The sequence below is a fragment of the Janibacter anophelis NBRC 107843 genome (genome assembly GCF_001570945.1).
Lineage (GTDB): Bacteria > Actinomycetota > Actinomycetes > Actinomycetales > Dermatophilaceae > Janibacter > Janibacter anophelis.
The window spans coordinates 19,813-38,856 of the sequence record NZ_BCSQ01000006.1; the positions used below are offsets into that span (position 1 = coordinate 19,813).

Genomic DNA, 19,044 nt, shown 5'->3' on the forward strand with positions numbered 1-19,044 from the left:
TCCACAGACGACGGTCCCACCCCGGCTGCACGCCGCTGACGGGCCAGCCTCAACCACATGGGTGGGCGACGCGAGATCTCTCAACGAATGAACCAGTCCGCGCTCGAGGCTGCTGACGCCACCGGCGGGGTCCTGTCGCGGAAGGACCTGCGCGCGCTCGGGATCGGGAGGGACCGCGTCGCCGCCCATGTGAGGGCCGGCCGGTGGCGCCTGCACGGCCGGCACACCGTGTCCGTGCACACCGGCGAGCTCTCTCCCGTCGGGCAGGCGTGGCGCGCTGTCCACGAGAGCTGTGGCGACGCCCGGGTCGACGGTGTGACGAGCCTGCAGATCGCCGGCGTCACCGGCCTGTCCGACACGACGGTGCACGTGTCGCTCCACCACCTGTGTCAGGTCCGGCCAATCGAGGGCGTCGTCCAGCACAAGGTCTCTCGCCGCACGGAGACCGAGGCGTCCCTGCCCGGTCTGCCGCGGACCCCGCCACCGCTGGCTGCCCTGCGAGCCGCACAGTGGGCGGTCACCGACCGACAGGCCGCCCTCTTCCTCGTCCTGCCCGTGCAACAACGGATCACGACCGCGGAGCACCTGCGGACGACCCACGCCCAGTACCGGGGTCGTCGACGGCGTGCGGTGGTGGCACAACTCATCGACGACATCGCCGACGGAGCCCAGTCCGTGGGTGAGCTCGACCTGGTACCTGCCCTGCGGCGACGTGGACTCCCGCCACCGACGCGTCAGGCCGTTCGCCGTGTCGACGGCCGGACGCGCTACCTCGACGTCTGCTGGGAGGACATCGGCCTCGCGCTCGAGATCGACGGGGCCGCCCACTCCGCCGGACTGGAGGTGACACACGACCACCTGCGCCAGAACGCCCTTACCGTCGGCGGGGACCTCATCCTGAGGATGAACCTCATCGGTCTGCGCCTGCACCGTGAGGAGTTCCTCGACCAGGTCGTCGCTGCGCACGCCGAGCTCTCTCGGCGAGCCACGCCCGGCTGACGGATGTGCCCGCCCTTCGTCGCTCGCGGGTCACGCCATTCGAAGAAGACGCGCGACCTACACCTCGCGCTTCTTCTTCGAACCGCCAGGTCGGCGCCATGAGGAGCGAAGGGGGCGACGTAGCCTCGTCCGGTGGCCACCTCCCTTCCCCGCGTGCTGTCCGTCAACATCGGGCGCCCGATGCTGCAACGCGTCCCCAAGGGGCGACCCACCGGCATCGGCAAGACGCCCGTGGACGTCATCCACGTGAGCGACCCCGGCCCCAAGCGCGTCGTCGACGGGGCGGGTGTCTCCGGTGTGGTCGGTGACCACGTCGGCGACGGACGGCACCACGGAGGGTCCGACCAGGCGGTCTACGCGTTCGCCCGTGAGGAGCTGGACCAGTGGGAGCGCGAGCTCGGGCGCGAGCTGCCGCACGGGATGTTCGGCGAGAACCTCACGACCGCGGAGCTCGACGTCGACGCGGCCGAGGTCGGCGACCGGTGGCGCGTCGGCTCGGCGCTGCTCGAGGTCCGCGGGCCACGCGTGCCGTGCGCGACCTTCGCCGCGCGGATGGGCGAACGCGGATGGGTCAAGCGCTTCGCGGCGCACGGGCGCAGCGGCGCCTACCTGCAGGTGCTCGAGCCCGGCGAGATCCGTCCGGGCGACTCCATCGAGGTCACACCCTCGGGCTCGGGCCTGACGCTGCCGACGTACCTGCGGGCCTGGTTCGGCGACATGGACGCGGCCCGGACGGCCATCGGCTCGGGCGCCCTGACCGGCGCCCGTCGCACGGAGCTGGAGCGCTTGATCGAGCGCCGACTCTGACCGTGCACTCCCTCATCCGGCCGAGCCACGAGCGCCCCGGTAGCGTGGCCGGGTGAACCACCGCGAGGGGCGCGGTGGTGCATGACGAAGGGGGACCCGTGACCAAGCGCGCCACGATCGCTGTCGGCCTGACGCTCGCCGTCCTGGGCACCACCGGCTGCGGACTCCTCGACCTGGCGAGTGACAGCGAGGAGGACACCGGCATCACCGCCGGGCTCGCCGAGCTCCCGCAGCCCGACGACGGCGAGTACACCGTCCGCGTCGTCGACCTCGACGCCGCGACCGAGGCCGCCGGCCTGGAGCGACCCACCGACCTCAGCCCCGAGGCCATCACGGCCTGGGTCGGGCCCCTCTCGGGCATGAAGCGGGACGACTCCTTCGCACCGGTGATCGCCCAAATGCCGGAGGTGACCAACCCGCGGATGACCTACCAGACGCAGGAGTTCCACGACATCGCGGGATGGTCCGCGGTCGATGTCACCTCCTACGCGGAGGTCGTTGACCTGCCCGGCACCTTCGCCTCCCTCGCCGGAGACTTCGACGACTCGACGCTCGAGCACCTGCCGGAGGTCGCCGACGGCGTGCGCACCGTCGGTGACGGTGAGGACGGGCGCGGAGACATCTCGCGCAGGACCGTGGTGCAGCCGATGGGTGCCCCCGTCCGCATGGCCCACCGTGACGGACGACTCGCGGTCTCGTCCTCGACCTCCGACACGCAGGACTGGCTGGAGGGTGGGCCCGAGAGCACCCTGGCCGACGACCCACGGGCCAGCGCCTTGGCGGAGGCCCTCGACGCCCAGGACGTCATCTCGGCCCAGCTCGTCGTCGGCAGCAACTTCCGGGTGGGCGACTACGCACGCGTCCCCGGCGCAGCGCAGCAGGTCGGGCCGCTGCCGGATCACGCCTTCGACGCGGTGGGTCTCGGGTGGGCGGCGCCGGACGGGGATCCCCGGATGGTCGCCGTCTACCACTTCGCCGACGAGGAGTCGGCCGACGCTTCCGTCGCTCCGCTGGAGGAGCTGTTCACCGACGGCAGGGACTCACGGGGCCGCAAGCTCGCCGAGACCTATGGCCTCGACGAGGTCACCTCCGACGGCTCCGTCGTGACCGTCACCCTGGGCGCGGCGCGTCCGGAGGCCGCGGGCGAGCTCTCGTCACGGCTGGTGCGACGCGACGTCCCCTTCCAGCACTCGTAGCACCCACCGGTCGGAGGAGGCCAGGACCTCAGAAGAGGGAGAGCGGCTCCTCGAGCTCCGGCTCCCCACCCACGGCCACCTGCTCGCCGACTGCGGCAGCACCCGCCCGTGCACCCGCGATGCCGGGTCCGCGATCGGGGGCGACCCCCTTCGCCCATGCCGCGGCCGCGCTCGTGGCGAGCCGGTCCGCGTGCTCGTTGAGCTCGTGACCGGTGTGCCCCTTGACCCACTCGAAGGTCACCGCACGCCCCGCCATCGCCGCGTCGAGCGCCTGCATGATCTCGAGGTTGAGGACCGGCTTGCCGTCCTTCTTGCGCCAGCCCTTGGCCTTCCAGCCCGGCAACCACAGGGTGATCGACTTGATGACGTAGAGGCTGTCGCAGATGACGTGCAGGTCCTCGCCGAGGTGCGCCGTCTGCTGCAGCAGGTCGAGGACCGCGGTCAGCTCGCCCATGTTGTTGGTCCCGTGCGCCCACCCGCCTCGGTCCCACCGCTCCTCGTCGATGTACCAGCCCCAGCCGGCGGGTCCGGGGTTGCCGAGGGCGGAGCCGTCGGCGGCGGCGGTCAGGGTCATGCGATCACTCCGGTGGGACGAAGGGGGGTGGGCCGCCTTCCTATCAGACGCTCGCGAGGATCTCACCGTGCACGATGACGAACCAGCCGTCCCGTGAGTCCGTCCACTCCCGCCAACCATCGACGACCTGCGCGATCTCCGCTGCGTCGGCGAGTCCCTGCCCGACGACCTGGTCGTGGAATCCGGACCCGACGGCCCGCCGCTGCCACTGACCACCCCACCACTGGCGCGCGGCGTCGTCCGCGAAGCACCACACCGATGCGGTCGCCGTGACCCCGGTGAGCCCGGCGGCGTGGGCCCACCCGAGCAGGTACCGACCGGCGTCCGGCTCGCCCCCGGTCCCCCGGGCCGCCGCCCGGTAGAGCTCGAGCCATCGATCGAGCCCGGGGTGCGCGGGAGCCCACGTCATCGCCTCGTAGTCGGCGTCGCGCGCCGCGACCAGGCCACCTGGACGGGTCACGCGGGCCATCTCGCGGAGCATCCCGACGGGGTCGGGTACGTGCTGCAGGACCTGGTGGGCGTGCACCACGTCAAAGGCGCCGTCGTCGAAGGGCAACCGCATCGCATCCGCCGTCTCGAACCGCGTGCGGGAGTCACCCGCGGCCTCGGCCGCCGCGCGAGCCGACGCGATGACCGACGCGGACGCGTCGATGCCCACGACCTCGCCGGGAGCCACCCGCCGGGCGAGGTCCAGCGTGATCGAGCCAGGTCCGCACCCCACGTCGAGGACGCGCATCCCGGGCCGCAGGTGCGCGGCCAGGTAGGCGGCCGAGTTGTCGACCGTGCGAGCGGCGTGCGCAGCGACGACCGGCGCGGCGTGCCCGTGCAGATAAGGGTGCATGCCTCGAGCGTGGCACCGACACCGAGCCCTCGAGCCCACCGCCCACAGTGCAGGCAGGTACCGTCCGGCATGTGACACAGGAGCAGAGCCGCCCCAGGACCGAGATCGACCGCATCGCCGAGGACCACCTCGACGCCGAGGTCGAGCTGTCCCCCATCACCGCGACCTACCTCGGTCTGCCGGGCCACGAGAGCGACCTCGACGACCTCTCCCCCGCCGGCTTCGAGGCGGGCTCGCAGCTGCGGCGCCGCACCCTGGCGGCGCTCGACGGCGCCACCCCCGTCGACGACGTCGACCGCGTGACGCTCGAGGCGATGCGCGAGCGCCTCGGGCTCGCCGAGGAGATCCACGCCGCGGGCCTGGACCTGCAGCAGATCAACGTCATCGCCTCCCCCATGCAGTCCGTGCGCGACGTCTTCGACCTCATGCCCACCGACACCGCGGACGACTGGGCGACCCTCGCCACCCGCCTGGCCAAGGTGCCCACCGCCCTTGAGCAGTGGACCGAGTCGCTCACCGCCGCAGCGACGAAGGGGGCGATCGCCCCCCTTCGTCAGTACGAACGCTGCATCGAGCAGTGCGCCGACCTCACCGCCCCCGACGGGTACTTCGCCGGGCTGCTGGCCGGCGCGACCCTCGAGGGTGGCGCCGCCCTGCCGGACTCCGTCGCGGCGGACCTGCAACGGTCCGTGGAGGCCGCCGCGCAGGCCCACCGCGACCTCGCGACCCGCCTCGGCGCGCTCCGCCGTGACCGGGCCCCGCAGGAGGACGCGTGCGGGCGGGAGGCCTACGAGCTGTACTCGCGGGACTTCCTCGGCGCGCGCGTCGACCTGGAGGAGACCTATGCGTGGGGCCAGGAGGAGCTCGCCCGCATCACCGCCGAGATGGCGGCGGTCGCCGACCGCATCCGCCCGGGGGCGACGGTCAAGGAGGCCATCGCCGCCCTCGATGCCGACCCGCGCTACCAGCTGCACGGCACCGACGCCCTGCGCGAGTGGATGCAGACGACCGCCGACGAGGCGATCCGGCTGCTCGACCCACACGTGGACATCCCCGAGCCGGTGCGCACCATCGAGTGCCGCATCGCCCCCACCGAGACGGGCGGGATCTACTACACGGGGCCGAGCGACGACTTCTCCCGTCCGGGGCGCATGTGGTGGTCCGTGCCCAAGGGGGTCACCGAGTTCGGCACCTGGCGCGAGCTGACGACGGTCTACCACGAGGGCGTCCCGGGCCACCACCTGCAGGTCGGCCAGACGGTCCACCGCAAGGAGCTGCTCAACCGCTGGCGCCGCCTCGCCTCGTGGACCTCGGGCCACGGCGAGGGCTGGGCGCTCTACGCCGAGTGGCTCATGGCCGAGCTCGGCCACATGGACGACCCGGGCAACCGGATGGGTCTGCTCGACGGTCAGTCGCTGCGCGCCGCTCGCGTCGTCCTCGACATCGGCGTGCACTGCGGCTTCGAGGCACCGGCCGAGGTCGGCGGAGGGGCCTGGACGTATGACAAGGCGTGGGACTTCCTCTCGGCGCACGCCAACATGGACGAGGGCTTCCTGCGCTTCGAGCTCGACCGCTACCTCGGGTGGCCGGGGCAGGCCCCGAGCTACAAGATCGGCGAGCGGCTGTGGCTGCAGCTGCGTGAGGAGACCGCGCGCCGCGAGGGTGCCGACTTCGACCTCAAGGCCTTCCACCGGCGCGCCCTCGATATCGGCGGGGTCGGGCTCGACACCCTGCGCACCGCCGTCCTCGGCGACTGACGGACCTGAGCACGATGGCCCACGCGCGATCCCCTGACGCAACTACGCTGGGTGCCGTGAGGTTCCTCAGGGGGTCCATCTGCCTGGCGGCGGCATCGGCGGTCGTCGCCGGGTGCTCCGCGCAGCCCGACGACGGCGCGAGCCCGGGGCCGGAGACGGTCACAGTCACATACTCCAGCTCGACGAGCAACGCGCCGACGACGCAGACGGTGACGAGCTCGCCGTCATCGACGAGCGGGCGACGCACCACGTCCTCGTCCGCCGGTGGCTCGCCGTCGGGGTCCTCCGCGTCCCCTTCCGCGTCCCCGTCCTCCTCCCCTTCCGCGTCCCCGTCCTCCTCGTCGGGTCCCTCCTCGGACGACCCGACGAACGATGCCCCCGGCGCACAGCTGCCCAGCAGCGCCGGCGAGTACGCCGATGCCTTCGTGAGGGCCTGGGGCAAGGGCGACCGCACCGACGCCTCCACCTACGGCACGGGCGCGGCAGTCAGCGCGCTCTTCGGCCAGGCGGGCAACGGCGGCGGTGGGTGGCAGCGCACCGGGACGACCGAGTACGCCGGCAGCACTCAGGTGACCTACTCCGACGGCTCGCGCACCCTGACGCTCGTCGTCGACCACACCGCTCTCGGTGCCGGCGACGAGCACGCCGTGACCTCCGCCGTGCTCTCGAGCGGCGAGCCCACGACCGCCCCGACCGATGCCGGCGACGGGCTGCCGCAGACCGTGTCGGCCTATGCCGACGCCTTCGTCCGGGCCTGGGGCAAGAGCGACTCCGGCGCGTGGGACTACGCCAACGACCAGGTCCGCAGCATCCTCGGATCGGGCGCCGGCCCCAACCCCGGCGCGTGGTCGCGCAGCTCGACCGACGGCTCGTCGGTCAGCTACCGCAACCGTGACGGCTCGCTGCTCGTCCTCCAGCTCGACGGCGACCGCGTCGCCGACGGCTCCCGGGACGCCATCACCGGCGCCACCCGCTCCTGATCTCCGGGCCCCCGTGACGAAGGGGGGCGCCACCGGATCACCGGTGACGCCCCCTTCGCGGCTCGTCGCGGGAGCTTTTGGCTCCTGCGGACATCGCCCGGGTGTCGCTGGCTCAGAGGAGCCAGCAGCTGTTGACGTGGTTGTACCCGGCGAAGCGGGACTCGAAGAAGGCCAACGACTTCGCCACGTGCGGCGCCATGCCGCCGATGTGCGTCGGCGTGACGCCGGTGTTGAAGCTGACCCGGGTACCCTTGTCGCACCAGTCGCTGCCCAGCTGCTTGCCGACCGAGTACGGGATGACGTCGTCGGCGAGCGCGTGGTTGATCTGCACGGGGGCGTTGGGCTTGAGCTTGCCGATCCGCTGCCGGTCGACGGCCGGCTTGAAGGGCTCCTCGTCGAGGAGCACGGAGAGCTTCTGCCCGGTCGTCGTGTACGTGCCCGAGTCCTTGAAGGAGTAGCTGAACAGGTCGAACACGCAGGCGCTCTCGACCTCGCTGGCGAGCTGCTTGCCCTCGGCATTGAGGTACGGGGCCGGGTCGATCGACTCGGCCTGGGCCGCGCCCAGCAGGGCGAAGGTCGCGAAGGCGAAGTACAGCGAGCTGTCGATGTTCTTGCCGACCTTGCCCAGGTCGGCCGGCGGGGCACCGATCGCCGAGCCCTTGATGTCGAGCTCGGGCGCGTAGCTGCTGGCGAGCTCGGCCGCGGACGCCGCCGCGCCACCACCCTGCGAGTACCCCATGAGACCGATCGGGTTGGCGTCGGTGATCCCGCTGCCATCGAGATTCTTGGTGGCGCGCGCCATGTCGAGGACGGCGCGGCCCTGGGGCTCGCGGGCCATGTAGGTGTGCGTGCCCGGCGTGCCCAGGCCCTGGTAGTCGGTGATCGAGACGGCGTAGCCGCGCGAGACGAGCGGCGCGATGCCGAGACCTTCGTACTCGATGAGGTTTTCCATCTGCTGCGACGGGGCGCACTGGTCACCCATGCCCTGGGTGCCCACGGCGTAGGAGATCAACGGCCGCTTGCTGCTGCCCGAGTAGCTGGTCTTCGGGACGAAGACGGTCCCGGTGACGGCGATCGGCCGGCCCTGGCCGTCGGTCGAGGAGTACATGACGCGGGTCGCGGTGACCACGCTGGAGGACAGGTCGAGCGGGTCGAGGAGGAAGGGGGCCGGCTCGCTGCGGATGAGCGTGCCCGGCGTCGAGGGGATGGTGGCCGGCGGCTCGTAGAAGGCAGGGCGGGGCGCCTCGGGGGTGTTGGTCAGGGTCTGGGCACCGGCGGTGCCGGGGACGTCGGCCGGACCAGCGGTGGCCTGGCCGGCCAGGGGCAGGCCGATCGCGACGGCCACGGCGGCTGCGGCGGCGGCGCGGATCTTGGTGGAGGACATGAACTTCCTGTCATGAAGAGGGATCGATGTCCCCCGAGCAGACAGGGTGCTGCTGGCCGGACGACGTCGTCAGGGTGTGGCGGTGGTCCCATGGTGGCGTACTCGTCGGTCAGATGGAAGGGAGATGATGTGGTCGTGGCCTCACTCGTCCTCGCCTCCGCGTCCCCCGCCCGCCTGGCCCTGCTGCGAGCCAGCGGGATCGACCCGCTCGTGGTCGTCAGCGACGTCGACGAGCCGGCCGTCGAGGACGCGGCGCGGCAGCGGGATCCGCACCTCTCCCCCGCCGCGCTGGCGCAGCTGCTGGCAGAGGCGAAGGGGACGGCCGTCGCTTCGCGAGGGGACCACGGGCGGGATGCCCCCTTCGTCCTGGGGTGCGACTCGGTGCTCGAGGTCGACGGGCGGGTCCACGGCAAGCCGGGCACGCCCGAGGTGGCCCTCGAGAGGTGGCGGGCGATGCGCGGGCGCTCCGCGGTGCTGCACACCGGGCACCACCTCGTCGACATGCGTGACGGCCGCACCGCCGGGGCTCCGGCGAGTGCGACCGTCAGGTTCGCATCGGTGACCGACACCGAGATCGAGGGCTACGTCGCCACCGGGGAGCCGCTGCACGTGGCGGGCGGCTTCACCCTCGACGGGCTGGGTGCCCCCTTCGTCGAGTCGATCGAGGGGCACCCGAGCACCGTCATCGGGCTGTGCCTGCCCCTGCTGCGGCGACTCCTCACCGACCTCGGGGTCGACTGGTGGGAGGTCGCCTCGGGTCAGTCGCGGGGGTAGGCCACCGCGGCCTCGGCGTCGACGATGCCGCGGCCGTAGAGGGCGCTGTAGCCGCCCCGGATACCGAGCAGCGGGTGCCGCGAGGTCGAGAGGATGGCCTCCTCGACGTTGGTCATGCTGCGGCCCTGGGCGAAGAGGATCGCGGCGACACCGGCGACGTGCGGCGTGGCCATCGAGGTCCCGGCGAAGGCCGCGTAGTCGGTGCCCTCACCGCACTCGTCGGTACCGGTGCCGCGCGGCACCGTCGAGAGGATGTCCTCGGAGCAGTCGCCACCGAGGAGACGGCCGGAGCCGCCGGGAGCGGCGACGCCCTTGCCGCTGAGCTTCACCGGCAGCTCGGAGAAGTAGGACTTCAGCTGGTTGCGGTCGGTCGCGCCGACGCAGATCGAGTCGCTGCTGAAGGCCGGGTCGTTGCACAGCAGCGTCGAGGTGTTGCCCGCCGCGGCGACGGTGAGCGTGCCCTTGTCGCGGGCGTACTGGATGGCGTCCTGCATCGTCGTGTCGAGACCGAGGATGGAGAAGATCTGCGTGCCCGGCAGGCCGCCGAGGCTGAGGTTGATGACGTCGGCGCCGTTGTCGGCGGCGTGGCGCACGCCCTCGGCGATGTCCTCGTTGGTGCCCGAGCCGTCCTCGAGGACCTTGATCGGCATGATCTTGGCGTCGGGCGCGACACCGGCGACGCCGATGCCGTTGTCCGCGACGGCCGCGATCGTGCCCGCGACGTGCGTGCCGTGGACGTCCGACTCCTGGCCGACGCCGTCCTGGCCCTTCCACCCGCCGTCACCACAGGAGCCGGCCTGCTCACCGCAGACGAAGTCGGCACCCGGCACGAGACGGCCGGCCAGGTCGGGGTGACCCAGGTCGACGCCGGTGTCGATGACGGCGACGACGGCGCCCTCACCACGGCTGGCCGACCAGGCCTGCTCGGCGTGGACCTGGTCCAGGCCCCACAGGTCCTCTCGCAGCGGGTCGTCGGTGGTCGCGCCGGCCGAGCCGGCGGTGGCCACGAGGCCGATCGCACAGGCAGCGGCGGCGAAGGGAGCAGTCCAGCGCTTCATCAGTGATCCTTCGTCAGGGGATGTGGTTACTCCACGGTAACGACGAAGTCCGCGGCTCGCAGCGCGAGCGGATGTGACCCCCTTCGCCTCGGGTTTATCGGGTGACCCGACAATCCCCGGCTCAGCAAGGGTTTGGAACTCTTGCTCAGCCGGGGTTTCTCGGGTGACCCGATATTCGTGGGCCGAGCGTCACACCGGCGGGATCCCCCGCCGCCGCTCGGAGAAGCGCCGGTCCCGGCCGCGGGCGTGACGCAACCGGGCGAGCAACTCGTCACGCAGCTCCTCGGGCTCGATGACCTGGTCGAGGACGAGGTCGGCGGCGAGGCGTTCGAGGTCGACGTCCTCCTCGTACTCGGCGCGCCGGGCGGCGATGAACTCGTCGCGGGCGGCCTCCCCTTCGTCCGCCTCGACCTGCGCGATCTTGTTGGCGTAGACCGCGTTGACCGCCGCCTCGGGGCCCATGACGGCGATGCGGGCGGTGGGCAGCGCGATCGTCGCGTCGGGGGCGAAGCCCGGCCCGCCCATCGCGTAGAGGCCCGCGCCGTAGGCCTTGCGCACGACGACGCAGAACTGCGGCACCGTCGCCGACGCGACGGCCGAGACCATCTTGGCGCCGTGGCGGATGATGCCGGCGCGCTCGACCTCGGAGCCGATCATGAAGCCCGGCACGTCGGCGAGGTAGACCAGCGGGATCGAGTAGGCGTCGCACAGCCAGATGAAGCGCGCGGCCTTGTCCGCGCTGTCGGAGAAGAGCACCCCGCCCTTGGCCATCGAGTTGTTGGCGACGATGCCGACGGTCTCCCCGGCCATCCGGCCCAGGCCGACGACGAGCTCGGGGGCGAAGAGCTGCTTGACCTCGAAGAAGGAGTCGTCGTCGACGAGTCCGTCGATGACGTCGTGGATGTCGAAGGGCTGGCTCTCCCGCTCCGGGATCGTCGCGGCCGTCAGCTCGGTGGACGGCGCCTCCGGTGCGTACGAAGGGAGATCAGCGCGCCAGTTGAGCGGGAGGTAGCTCAGCCAGAGCTTCGCCGTCTCGATCGCCTCCGTGTCGTCGGCGACGAGCACGTCCCCGACACCGCTGACGGTGCAGTGCATGCGCGCACCGCCCATCTCCTCGAGGGAGACCCGCTCCCCCACGACCATCTCGGCCATGCGGGGGCTGCCGAGGTACATCGACGCATTGCCCTCGACCATGATGACGAGGTCGGTGAAGGACGGGATGTAGGCGCCACCCGCGGCGCTCGGGCCGAAGAGGCAGCAGATCTGCGGGACCTTGCCCGAGAGGGCGACCTGGTTGTGGAAGATGTGCCCGGCGCCGCGACGCCCGGGGAACATCTCGACCTGGTCGGTGATGCGCGCGCCGGCAGAGTCGACGAGCCAGAAGACGGGCAGCTCCTCGCGCAGCGCGGTCTCGGTGGCGCGGACGATCTTTTCGACCGTGCGGGCACCCCACGAGCCGGCCTTGACCGTCGGGTCATTGGCGATGACGATGACCGGCCGGTCGTCGACGAGGCCACGGCCGGTGACGACACCGTCGGCGGGCAGGCCGGCCGCGAGCGCGTTGGCGTAGCGGCCGTCCTCGACGAAGCTGCCCTCGTCGAGCAGCAGCGCGATGCGGTCGCGGACGTAGAGCTTGTTCTGCGACTCGAGCTTCGCCGCGGCCTTGTCGCTCGGGCGCTCGGAGGCCTCGCGGGCGGCGCGGATGCGCTGCCGCACGTCCTCGACCTTGGGGTCCAGGGGGTAGCTGCTCACGGGTGCCTCTCTCCCTTCGATCAGACCGGCAGGCCGAGGTGACGGGCGATGACCATGCGCTGGACCTCCGAGGTGCCCTCGCCGATCTCGAGGATCTTGGCGTCGCGGTAGAAGCGGGCCACGGGGTACTCCTCCATGAAGCCGTTGCCGCCGAAGACCTGGGTCGCGATGCGGGTCGCGCTCACCGCAGCCTCCGAGGTGTAGAGCTTGGCGATCGACGCGGCCTTGGCGACCTCCTGGGTGGAGCGCCGGCCGCGGTCGGCCTCGTCCTTGAGCCACGCGGCCTTGTAGGTGAGCACGCGCGAGGTCTCCGCCATGACGGCCAGGTCGGAGACCTGGAAGGCCACGCCCTGGTTGGCGCCGATCGGGCGGCCGAAGGCGGTGCGGGTCCCGGCGTAGTCGGTCGCCAGCTCGAGCATCCGCTGGGTCAGGCCGGTCGCGAGCGCGGAGATGGCGATGCGACCGTCGTCGAGGGTCTTGAGGAACTGGCGGAAGCCCTGCCCCTCGGCGCCGACGAGGTTGCTCGCCGGGACGCGGCAGCCGGTGAAGCTCAGGCCGTGGGTGTCGGAGATGTTCCACCCGAGCTTGTCGTAGGGCGCCTCGACGGTGAAGCCGGGCGTGCCGCTCGGGACGATGATCGCGGAGATCTGCGGGCGGCCCTCCTCGCTCGTGCCGGTGCGGGCGGTGACGGTGACGAGGGAGGTGATGTCGGTGCCGGAGTTGGTGATGAAGGACTTGGCACCGTCGATGACCCACTCGTCACCGTCGCGCTTGGCCGTCGTGCGGGTGCCGCCGGCGTCGGAGCCGGCGTCGGGCTCGGTCAGGCCGAAGCCGGCGAGCGTGCGGCCGGCGACGAGGTCGGGCAGCCACGTGTCGCGCTGCTCGTCGGACCCGTAGGTGAGGATCGGGTTGATGCCCAGGCCGACGCCCGCCGAGAGCGTGATGCCGATCGACTGGTCGACGCGGCCGAGCTCCTCGATCGCCACGCACAGAGCGGTGAAGTCGGACTGCACGACGCCGTCGACGGTCTCGGCGGAGCCGCCCCAGCGCTCGGGGACGACGAGGCCGAAGTAGCCCAGCCGCCCCATCGTGTGCACGACGTCGACCGGGAAGTGGTGGTCCTTGTCCCACTGGGCGACGTGCGGCTCGACCTCCTTCTCCGCGAAGTCGCGCACGCTGGCGCGGAAGTCCTCGTGGTCCTGCGAGAGCTCGAACATGCCTGTGTCTTCCTTGACGACGACTGCTTGACGTTGACGTCAACGTAAAGCATCATCCGGGGTCATGACAAGCGTGACGAAGGGGGCGACCCCGCCGGGCGGTGACGTCCCCGACGAGCGCGGTCGGACGTGGACGATCCGCGAGCTCGCGGACGAGTTCGGCGTGACGACCCGCACGGTGCGGCACTACGAGGACATCGGCCTGATCGCGCCGGAGCGGCAGGGCACGACGCGCATCTTCCACCGGCGTGACCGCACCCGCCTGGGGCTGGTGCTGCGTGGCAAGCGGCTCGGGTTCCCCCTCGACGAGATCGCCAAGATCATCGACCTCTACGACGCGCCCCGCGGTCGGCGCAGCCAGCTGACCTACGTGCTCGGCCAGATCGACGAGCGCCGGGCCGACCTGGAGCAGCGTCGGCGCGACATCGAGGACGCCCTGGCCGAGCTCGACACCTTCGAGCGGCGCTGCCGCGAGGAGCTCGACACACGCTGACCCATCCGGTCCCCCCTTCGCTCCGAACGCCTGACACGAGCCCCCCGGTCACCCGAGACCGGCCCGGGCGACGACAAAGGAGTCAGGCACATGCGAACCCTCACCAAGGCCGCCCTCGCCACCCCGGCCGCCTGCGCGATCGTCCTCGCGGGCGCCACCGGCGCCAGCGCCGACGAGAAGTGGACCATGAACCTCACCGACACGATGGGCAACAACAGCGGCTCGTCCTCGACCGCCCACCTGACGATCGCCGGCGACCAGCTGACCGTCGACATCACGGGCACCGGATTCACCCCCAACTCGCCGCACGCCCAGCACTTCCACGGGTCCTTCGAGGACAACAAGGACTTCACCTGTCCCACCTCCGCCGCGGACGCGGACGGCGACGGCCAGGTCAACACCGAGGAGGGCCTGCCGACCTACGGCGACATCATGATCTCGCTGACGACGAAGGGCGACACGAGCCCCGACAGCGGGCTCGCCGTCGACCGCATGCCCACCGCGGACGCGGACGGCAACCTGTCGTACTCGCGGACGATCACCCTGCCCGAGGGGGCCGGCGCGAAGCTGAAGAACCTGCACATCGTGCAGCACGGCCTGGACGCCAACGGCAACGGCAAGTACGACCTCGACGCGCTCGGCGAGTCGAGCTTCGCCAAGTCCGTCGGCGTCAACGACATCCCGGAGGAGGCGACCAACCCGGCCACGTGCGGCACGGTGACCGGTGCAGCCGTCGGCGCTCCGCCCGCGGGTGGCGTCGCCACCGGCGGTGGCACGACGGAGGGCGTCGAGGCGATGGGTGCCTTCGGCGCCGGGGCCGGTGCCCTCGTCCTCGCCGGTGGGCTGCTCGCCTACCGCCGTCGCCTGGCTCGGGAGAGCTGAGCAGATCGTGCCCCAGCGCACCCGTGACCGCGATCGCCGCCTCAGGGGGGTGGCGATCGCGGCCGCGGTCCTCACCGCGACGGGCGGTGGGCTGACCGCCTACGGCCTGTCGCAGCAGGAGACCCGGATGCCGCCGCCGACCGCGGTGTCCCACGGGGGGCACGCCGGTCACGGCGGCTCGTCATCCCCCTCCCCCACCTCGTCCCCCTCCGCCACCTCGTCGGGGTCCGGGCACGCCGGGCACCACATGGGCGCCTCACCGTCGTCTCCGCCCGCCGTCCCGCGGATGTCCCGCTCGCACCCGACCTCCGTGTCGATCCCCTCACTCGGTGTGACGAGCCCGGTCATCGACCTGGGGCTGCAGCCGGACGAGACCATGGAGGTCCCGCAGGACGGCACGAGCACCGGGTGGTTCATCGGCAGCCCCACGCCGGGCGAGCTCGGCCCGGCGGTCATGGCCGCCCACGTCACCTGGGACAAGGCACCGGCCGTCTTCTTCGAGCTCGGCTCGATGCGCACGGGGCAGCGGATCGAGGTCGACCGCGAGGACGGCTCGACCGCGGTCTTCGAGGTGAGCGACGTCGGCCAGTACCCGAAGACCGAGTTCCCCACCGAGGACGTCTACGGCGAGGTCGACCACGCCGCGCTGCGCCTGATCACCTGCGGCGGACACTTCGACGGCGAGACCGGCCACCACGTCGACAACGTCGTCGTCTACGCCGAGCTGGTCGAGGAGGGCTGAGCCAACGCTGGTCGGGGCTCAGACCCAACGCGGGTCAGGGCCCCACCCAACGCTGGTCGAGGAGCTTGCGCAGCAAGCGTCTCGAGACCCCTCAACCTCGCCCGGCGAGGTAGTCGTCGATCTCGGCAGCCGTGGGCGCGCTCGTCGGTCCCTTGCGGGTCACCTTGATCGCGCCCGCGGCATTGGCACGGCGGCACGCGTCGGGCCAGGCCGCCCCCTTCGCCCGCTCCGCGAGCAGGACACCCGTGTGGGTGTCGCCGGCGCCGTTGGTGTCGACGGGCTTCTCCGGGTAGCCGGCCACGACCGTCGTGGTGCCCTCGGCGTGCACGGCGCACCCGTGCTCGCCGTCACGGACGACGGCGACGGCGCCCGGCTTGAGCTTCGCCGCGACGGCCTCGGCCGCCGGGCCCATCCCCTGCGCCCCGCCGTAGTCCTCGGACTCCTCCGCGTTGCCGGTCCACACGTCCGTCAGCGCGACGACCCGAGCGCGAAGGGAGTCGTCCAGCTCCGCGAAGACCGCACCCGGGTCGAGCACGACCACGACGTCGTCGGGCAGGGACTCCAGCCAGGTGAGCAGTGGGTCGCGGGTCGGCTCGAGCAGGCTGTAGCCGCTGACGCAGACGAGGTCGCCCGCGACCGGGGCGCTCGTCTGCAGCGACTCCGGCGTGATCCGCCGCTCGGCCTCCTGCGTCGTGACGAAGGTCCGCTCCGCGGACGGCTCGACGAGGACGACGCAGACCCCGGTGTCGAGGTCTTCGACGACGGGCGAAGGGAGCGAGATGCCTTCTGCTGCAAGCGTCTCGCGCACGAGGTCGCCGTTGGGACCGCGGCCGTGGGCCCCGGCGTGGACGGCCTGCGCGCCCGAGCGCACAGCGGCGAGCAGGATCGTCGCTGCTCCCCCGGCGTAGCGCGCCGAGCTGGCGGCCATGACGTTGCCACCGCGACGCGGCAGGGCGGGCACCTCGAGGACGACGTCGACGAGGGCCTGGGCGGTGTGGATGACCCGGGGGCTCATGGACCGTCACGCTACCCAGCGCACGCCGGCGTGGGGCGCACTGCGATGGGCGACCCACCCCCTTCGCCCGACCGATCCCGCGCGGGCGCCCGGGGAGATGCGCCCTCAGGACGACAGGACCGCGCATTTCCCCGGGGAGATGCGCGGTCCGGCGGGCCACCTGTGAGAATGCCTGCATGACGCACACTCCCCGGTTCGCCTCCGTCGACGACGTCCGCGAGCGCCTCGCTGCCGTGGGCTATCTCGCCTCCGACGAGATCGCGACGACGGTCTACCTCGCCGACCAGCTCGGCAAGCCGCTGCTCATCGAGGGTCCCGCGGGTGTCGGCAAGACCGCCCTGTCGGCCGCCGTCGCGTCCGCCACGTCCGGTGAGCTCGTGCGCCTGCAGTGCTACGAGGGCGTCGACGAGGCCCGCGCCCTCTACGAGTGGAACCACGCCAAGCAGCTGCTGCGCATCACCGCCGCCGGCGCGCACCACGACGCCCGGGGCGAGGACGAGGCCGACTGGTCGTCGGTCAAGGAGGACATCTTCACGGACGAGTTCCTCCTCGCCCGCCCGCTGCTCACCGCGATCCGCAACGAGCACCCCACCGTGCTGCTCATCGACGAGCTCGACAAGGCCGACGTGGAGATCGAGGGCCTGCTGCTCGAGGTGCTCTCCGACTTCCAGGTCACGGTGCCCGAGCTCGGGACGATCACGGCGAGCCAGACCCCCTTCGTCGTCCTGACGTCCAATGCCACCCGAGAGCTCTCCGAGGCCCTGCGCCGCCGCTGCCTCTACCTGCACATCGACTACCCCGAGGCCGACCTCGAGCTGCGCATCGTGCGCCTGACGGTGCCCGACCTCGACGAGACCCTCGCCGCCTCCATCGTGCGCCTCGTCGGGGCACTGCGCGGCATGCGCCTGCGCAAGTCCCCCGCCGTCGCCGAGACGATCGACTGGGCGCGCACGCTCGTCAGCCTCGGCACGGGTGGCGGGCTGGAGCCGGAGCTCGTGCGGGCCACCCTCGGGGTCGTCCTCAAGCACCGCGAGGACATCGAGATCGCGGCCAAGACCCTGGACCTGGACCGTGCCCTCGCCTGATCCGCTCGGCGAGCGGCTCGTCGACCTGGCCCGCTCCCTTCGCCGTCACGGGGTGACCGTCGGGACCTCCGAGATCACCGACGCCGCTTCTGCCGCAACGGCGCTCGGCCTGCACGACCGCGAGCGACTGCGTGCCGGGCTGGCCGCGACGATGATGCGGCGGTCGGCGGACCGGGCGGTCTTCGACCAGCTCTTCGACATTCACTTCCCCTCCGCGGTCGGTCACCGCACGGGCGAAGGGGAGGACCCGGCCCCCGTCGACACCCGGGGTGCGCGGGAGCGCGCCGCGGCGATCCGCGAGGACCTCGTCGACGCGCTCGCCCGCGGCGACGATGACGAGCTGGACCGGCTCGCCGCCCGCGCCCTGCGGGAGCTCGGTCGGCTGTCCAACGAGTCGTCGAGCGGTGGCTGGTCGGCCAACCAGGCCATCGAACGGTTGGCCCCGCAGACGGCCATCGCCGCTGCGCTGCAACGGGCCCGGGACGCCGGCGATGTCACGGGCGGATCCGGGGAGGGCTCGGGCGGGTCGGGGTCCGGCAGCGGCGGCGCCTCCGGCGGTGGAGGTGGTGGCGAGGGCGGCGCATGGCGCCCCGAGCAGCTGAGCGACCGCTACGACCGCGACGAGATCCGGGGACGGGTCGGCGCCTTCCGCCGCCGCGTCGAGACCGAGGCCGCGCGGCGCAACGCCGAGGTCCGCGGACGCGACCGCATCTCCCGCTACGGCGTGCGGGACCCGTTGGAGCGCAAGGACTTCCTGCTCACCGGCAAGACCGAGGCCGCCGAGCTCCACGCGGTCATCGCTCCCCTCTCCCGCAAGCTCGCCGCCAAGCTGGCCGCCCGCCAGCGGCGCCATGCCCGCGGCACGATCGACATCCGGCGCACGCTGCGCGCCGCGATGTCGACGGGCGGGGTGCCGGTGCGCCCCGCGTACAAGCGCCGCACCCGCAGCCGCGCCGACATCGTCCTGCTGTGCGACATGTCCGGGTCGGTCGCGGGGTTCTCCCGCTTCACGATGCTGCTCCTGCAGTCGCTCGCCGGCGTCTTCCGACGGGTGCGGTTCATCGGCTTCGTCAACACGTGCGACGACATCACGGACCTCGTGCGCGAGTCGCAGTTCGGCGAGGACATCAGCGAGCGGGTCTCCCGAGAGGCGCAGATGACGCGGTGGCACGGGTCGAGCGACTACGGCTCCGCCTTCGAGGACGGCGTCGAGCACCACCTGCACGCCATCGGGCCGCGCACGACCGTGCTCATCCTCGGCGACGCCCGCACCAACGGCACCGACCCGCGCGTCGAAGCCCTGCGCATCCTCGTGCGCCAGGCCAAGCACGCCGCCTGGCTCAACCCCGAGCGCGCCGGCCTGTGGGACACCGGCGACTCCGTCGCGAGCCTCTACGCCGAGGTCGTCGACATGCACGAGGTGCGCAACATCGAGCAGCTGCGGCAGTTCGTCTCGCGGCTCCCGGTGGGCTGATCCCCCCTTCGCCG

17 protein-coding genes and 1 pseudogene are annotated in these 19,044 nt (G+C 72.1%); 11 read left to right on the plus strand and 7 right to left on the minus strand.

Annotation, left to right across the window (positions count from 1 at the left end):
* Positions 1–57 precede the first annotated feature (57 nt).
* From JAN01S_RS02545 to JAN01S_RS02555, 3 genes are all read left to right on the plus strand, one after another.
* A complete protein-coding gene (locus JAN01S_RS02545; protein ID WP_157075562.1) occupies positions 58–999 on the plus strand; it encodes a putative endonuclease domain-containing protein in 942 nt (313 codons plus the stop codon).
* A gap of 132 nt (positions 1,000–1,131) precedes the next feature.
* Positions 1,132–1,806: an MOSC domain-containing protein gene (locus JAN01S_RS02550; RefSeq protein WP_244884733.1), complete on the plus strand. Its 675-nt coding sequence runs from the start codon at positions 1,132–1,134 to the stop codon at positions 1,804–1,806.
* A gap of 98 nt (positions 1,807–1,904) precedes the next feature.
* The gene (locus JAN01S_RS02555) at positions 1,905–3,002 is read left to right on the plus strand and encodes a hypothetical protein (protein ID WP_068313193.1); all 1,098 of its coding nucleotides are present in this window, start codon (positions 1,905–1,907) and stop codon (positions 3,000–3,002) included.
* Between the two features lie 49 nt (positions 3,003–3,051).
* Here the strand turns inward: JAN01S_RS02555 and JAN01S_RS02560 are convergent.
* Both JAN01S_RS02560 and JAN01S_RS02565 read right to left on the minus strand, forming a co-directional pair.
* Positions 3,052–3,576 (minus strand): annotated as a pseudogene (locus tag JAN01S_RS02560) (ribonuclease H family protein); the annotation flags it as partial.
* A gap of 43 nt (positions 3,577–3,619) precedes the next feature.
* Positions 3,620–4,417: a methyltransferase domain-containing protein gene (locus JAN01S_RS02565; RefSeq protein ID WP_068313196.1), complete on the minus strand. Its 798-nt coding sequence runs from the start codon at positions 4,415–4,417 to the stop codon at positions 3,620–3,622.
* A gap of 71 nt (positions 4,418–4,488) precedes the next feature.
* Between JAN01S_RS02565 and JAN01S_RS02570 the strand changes: the two genes are divergently transcribed.
* Positions 4,489–6,174, plus strand: a complete 1,686-nt coding sequence (locus tag JAN01S_RS02570) for a DUF885 domain-containing protein (protein WP_068313200.1) — start codon at positions 4,489–4,491, stop codon at positions 6,172–6,174.
* A 56-nt stretch (positions 6,175–6,230) separates the two neighbouring features.
* Positions 6,231–7,154 (plus strand): hypothetical protein, encoded by a 924-nt coding sequence (locus JAN01S_RS16795; RefSeq protein ID WP_157075563.1) that lies wholly within the window; start codon positions 6,231–6,233, stop codon positions 7,152–7,154.
* A gap of 112 nt (positions 7,155–7,266) precedes the next feature.
* On the opposite strand, the gene JAN01S_RS02580 is transcribed toward JAN01S_RS16795, so the two are convergent.
* Positions 7,267–8,538 carry a lipase family protein gene (locus JAN01S_RS02580; RefSeq protein WP_068313207.1) on the minus strand — a complete coding sequence of 424 codons (1,272 nt, stop codon included), beginning with the start codon at positions 8,536–8,538 and terminating at the stop codon, positions 7,267–7,269.
* A 90-nt stretch (positions 8,539–8,628) separates the two neighbouring features.
* Between JAN01S_RS02580 and JAN01S_RS02585 the strand changes: the two genes are divergently transcribed.
* Positions 8,629–9,312, plus strand: a complete 684-nt coding sequence (locus tag JAN01S_RS02585) for a nucleoside triphosphate pyrophosphatase (RefSeq protein ID WP_068313209.1) — start codon at positions 8,629–8,631, stop codon at positions 9,310–9,312.
* Here JAN01S_RS02585 and JAN01S_RS02590 read toward each other — a convergent pair.
* The 3 genes from JAN01S_RS02590 to JAN01S_RS02600 form a co-directional block, all read right to left on the minus strand.
* Positions 9,297–10,370, minus strand: coding sequence for a S8 family peptidase (locus tag JAN01S_RS02590; RefSeq protein WP_068313211.1), 1,074 nt, complete (start codon positions 10,368–10,370; stop codon positions 9,297–9,299). The two genes, JAN01S_RS02585 and JAN01S_RS02590, sit on opposite strands and share 16 nt — an antisense overlap.
* A 189-nt stretch (positions 10,371–10,559) precedes the next feature.
* Complete coding sequence (locus JAN01S_RS02595; RefSeq protein ID WP_068313213.1) at positions 10,560–12,122, minus strand: acyl-CoA carboxylase subunit beta; 1,563 nt, start codon at positions 12,120–12,122, stop codon at positions 10,560–10,562.
* 20 nt (positions 12,123–12,142) lie between these two features.
* On the minus strand, positions 12,143–13,339 hold the full coding sequence (locus JAN01S_RS02600) for an acyl-CoA dehydrogenase family protein (protein ID WP_068313217.1): 1,197 nt from the start codon (positions 13,337–13,339) through the stop codon (positions 12,143–12,145).
* Between the two features lie 64 nt (positions 13,340–13,403).
* Here JAN01S_RS02600 and JAN01S_RS02605 point away from each other — a divergent pair, with 64 nt between their 5' ends.
* From JAN01S_RS02605 to JAN01S_RS16475, 3 genes are all read left to right on the plus strand, one after another.
* The gene (locus JAN01S_RS02605) at positions 13,404–13,832 is read left to right on the plus strand and encodes a MerR family transcriptional regulator (RefSeq protein ID WP_068313219.1); all 429 of its coding nucleotides are present in this window, start codon (positions 13,404–13,406) and stop codon (positions 13,830–13,832) included.
* Positions 13,833–13,922: 90 nt separating this feature from the next.
* Entirely contained in the window at positions 13,923–14,714 is a 792-nt protein-coding gene (locus tag JAN01S_RS02610; RefSeq protein WP_068313220.1) for a hypothetical protein, read from the plus strand.
* Between the two features lie 7 nt (positions 14,715–14,721).
* On the plus strand, positions 14,722–15,456 hold the full coding sequence (locus JAN01S_RS16475; RefSeq protein ID WP_217999991.1) for a class F sortase: 735 nt from the start codon (positions 14,722–14,724) through the stop codon (positions 15,454–15,456).
* A 91-nt stretch (positions 15,457–15,547) separates the two neighbouring features.
* On the opposite strand, the gene JAN01S_RS02625 is transcribed toward JAN01S_RS16475, so the two are convergent.
* The gene (locus JAN01S_RS02625; RefSeq protein ID WP_068313225.1) at positions 15,548–16,471 is read right to left on the minus strand and encodes a PfkB family carbohydrate kinase; all 924 of its coding nucleotides are present in this window, start codon (positions 16,469–16,471) and stop codon (positions 15,548–15,550) included.
* Between the two features lie 176 nt (positions 16,472–16,647).
* Here JAN01S_RS02625 and JAN01S_RS02635 point away from each other — a divergent pair, with 176 nt between their 5' ends.
* Together JAN01S_RS02635 and JAN01S_RS02640 are read left to right on the plus strand one after the other, a co-directional pair.
* Complete coding sequence (locus tag JAN01S_RS02635) at positions 16,648–17,556, plus strand: AAA family ATPase (RefSeq protein WP_068313231.1); 909 nt, start codon at positions 16,648–16,650, stop codon at positions 17,554–17,556.
* Positions 17,543–19,030: a VWA domain-containing protein gene (locus tag JAN01S_RS02640; protein WP_068313235.1), complete on the plus strand. Its 1,488-nt coding sequence runs from the start codon at positions 17,543–17,545 to the stop codon at positions 19,028–19,030. The genes JAN01S_RS02635 and JAN01S_RS02640 overlap by 14 nt, the downstream gene beginning before the upstream one ends.
* The last annotated feature ends 14 nt before the right edge of the window (positions 19,031–19,044 follow it).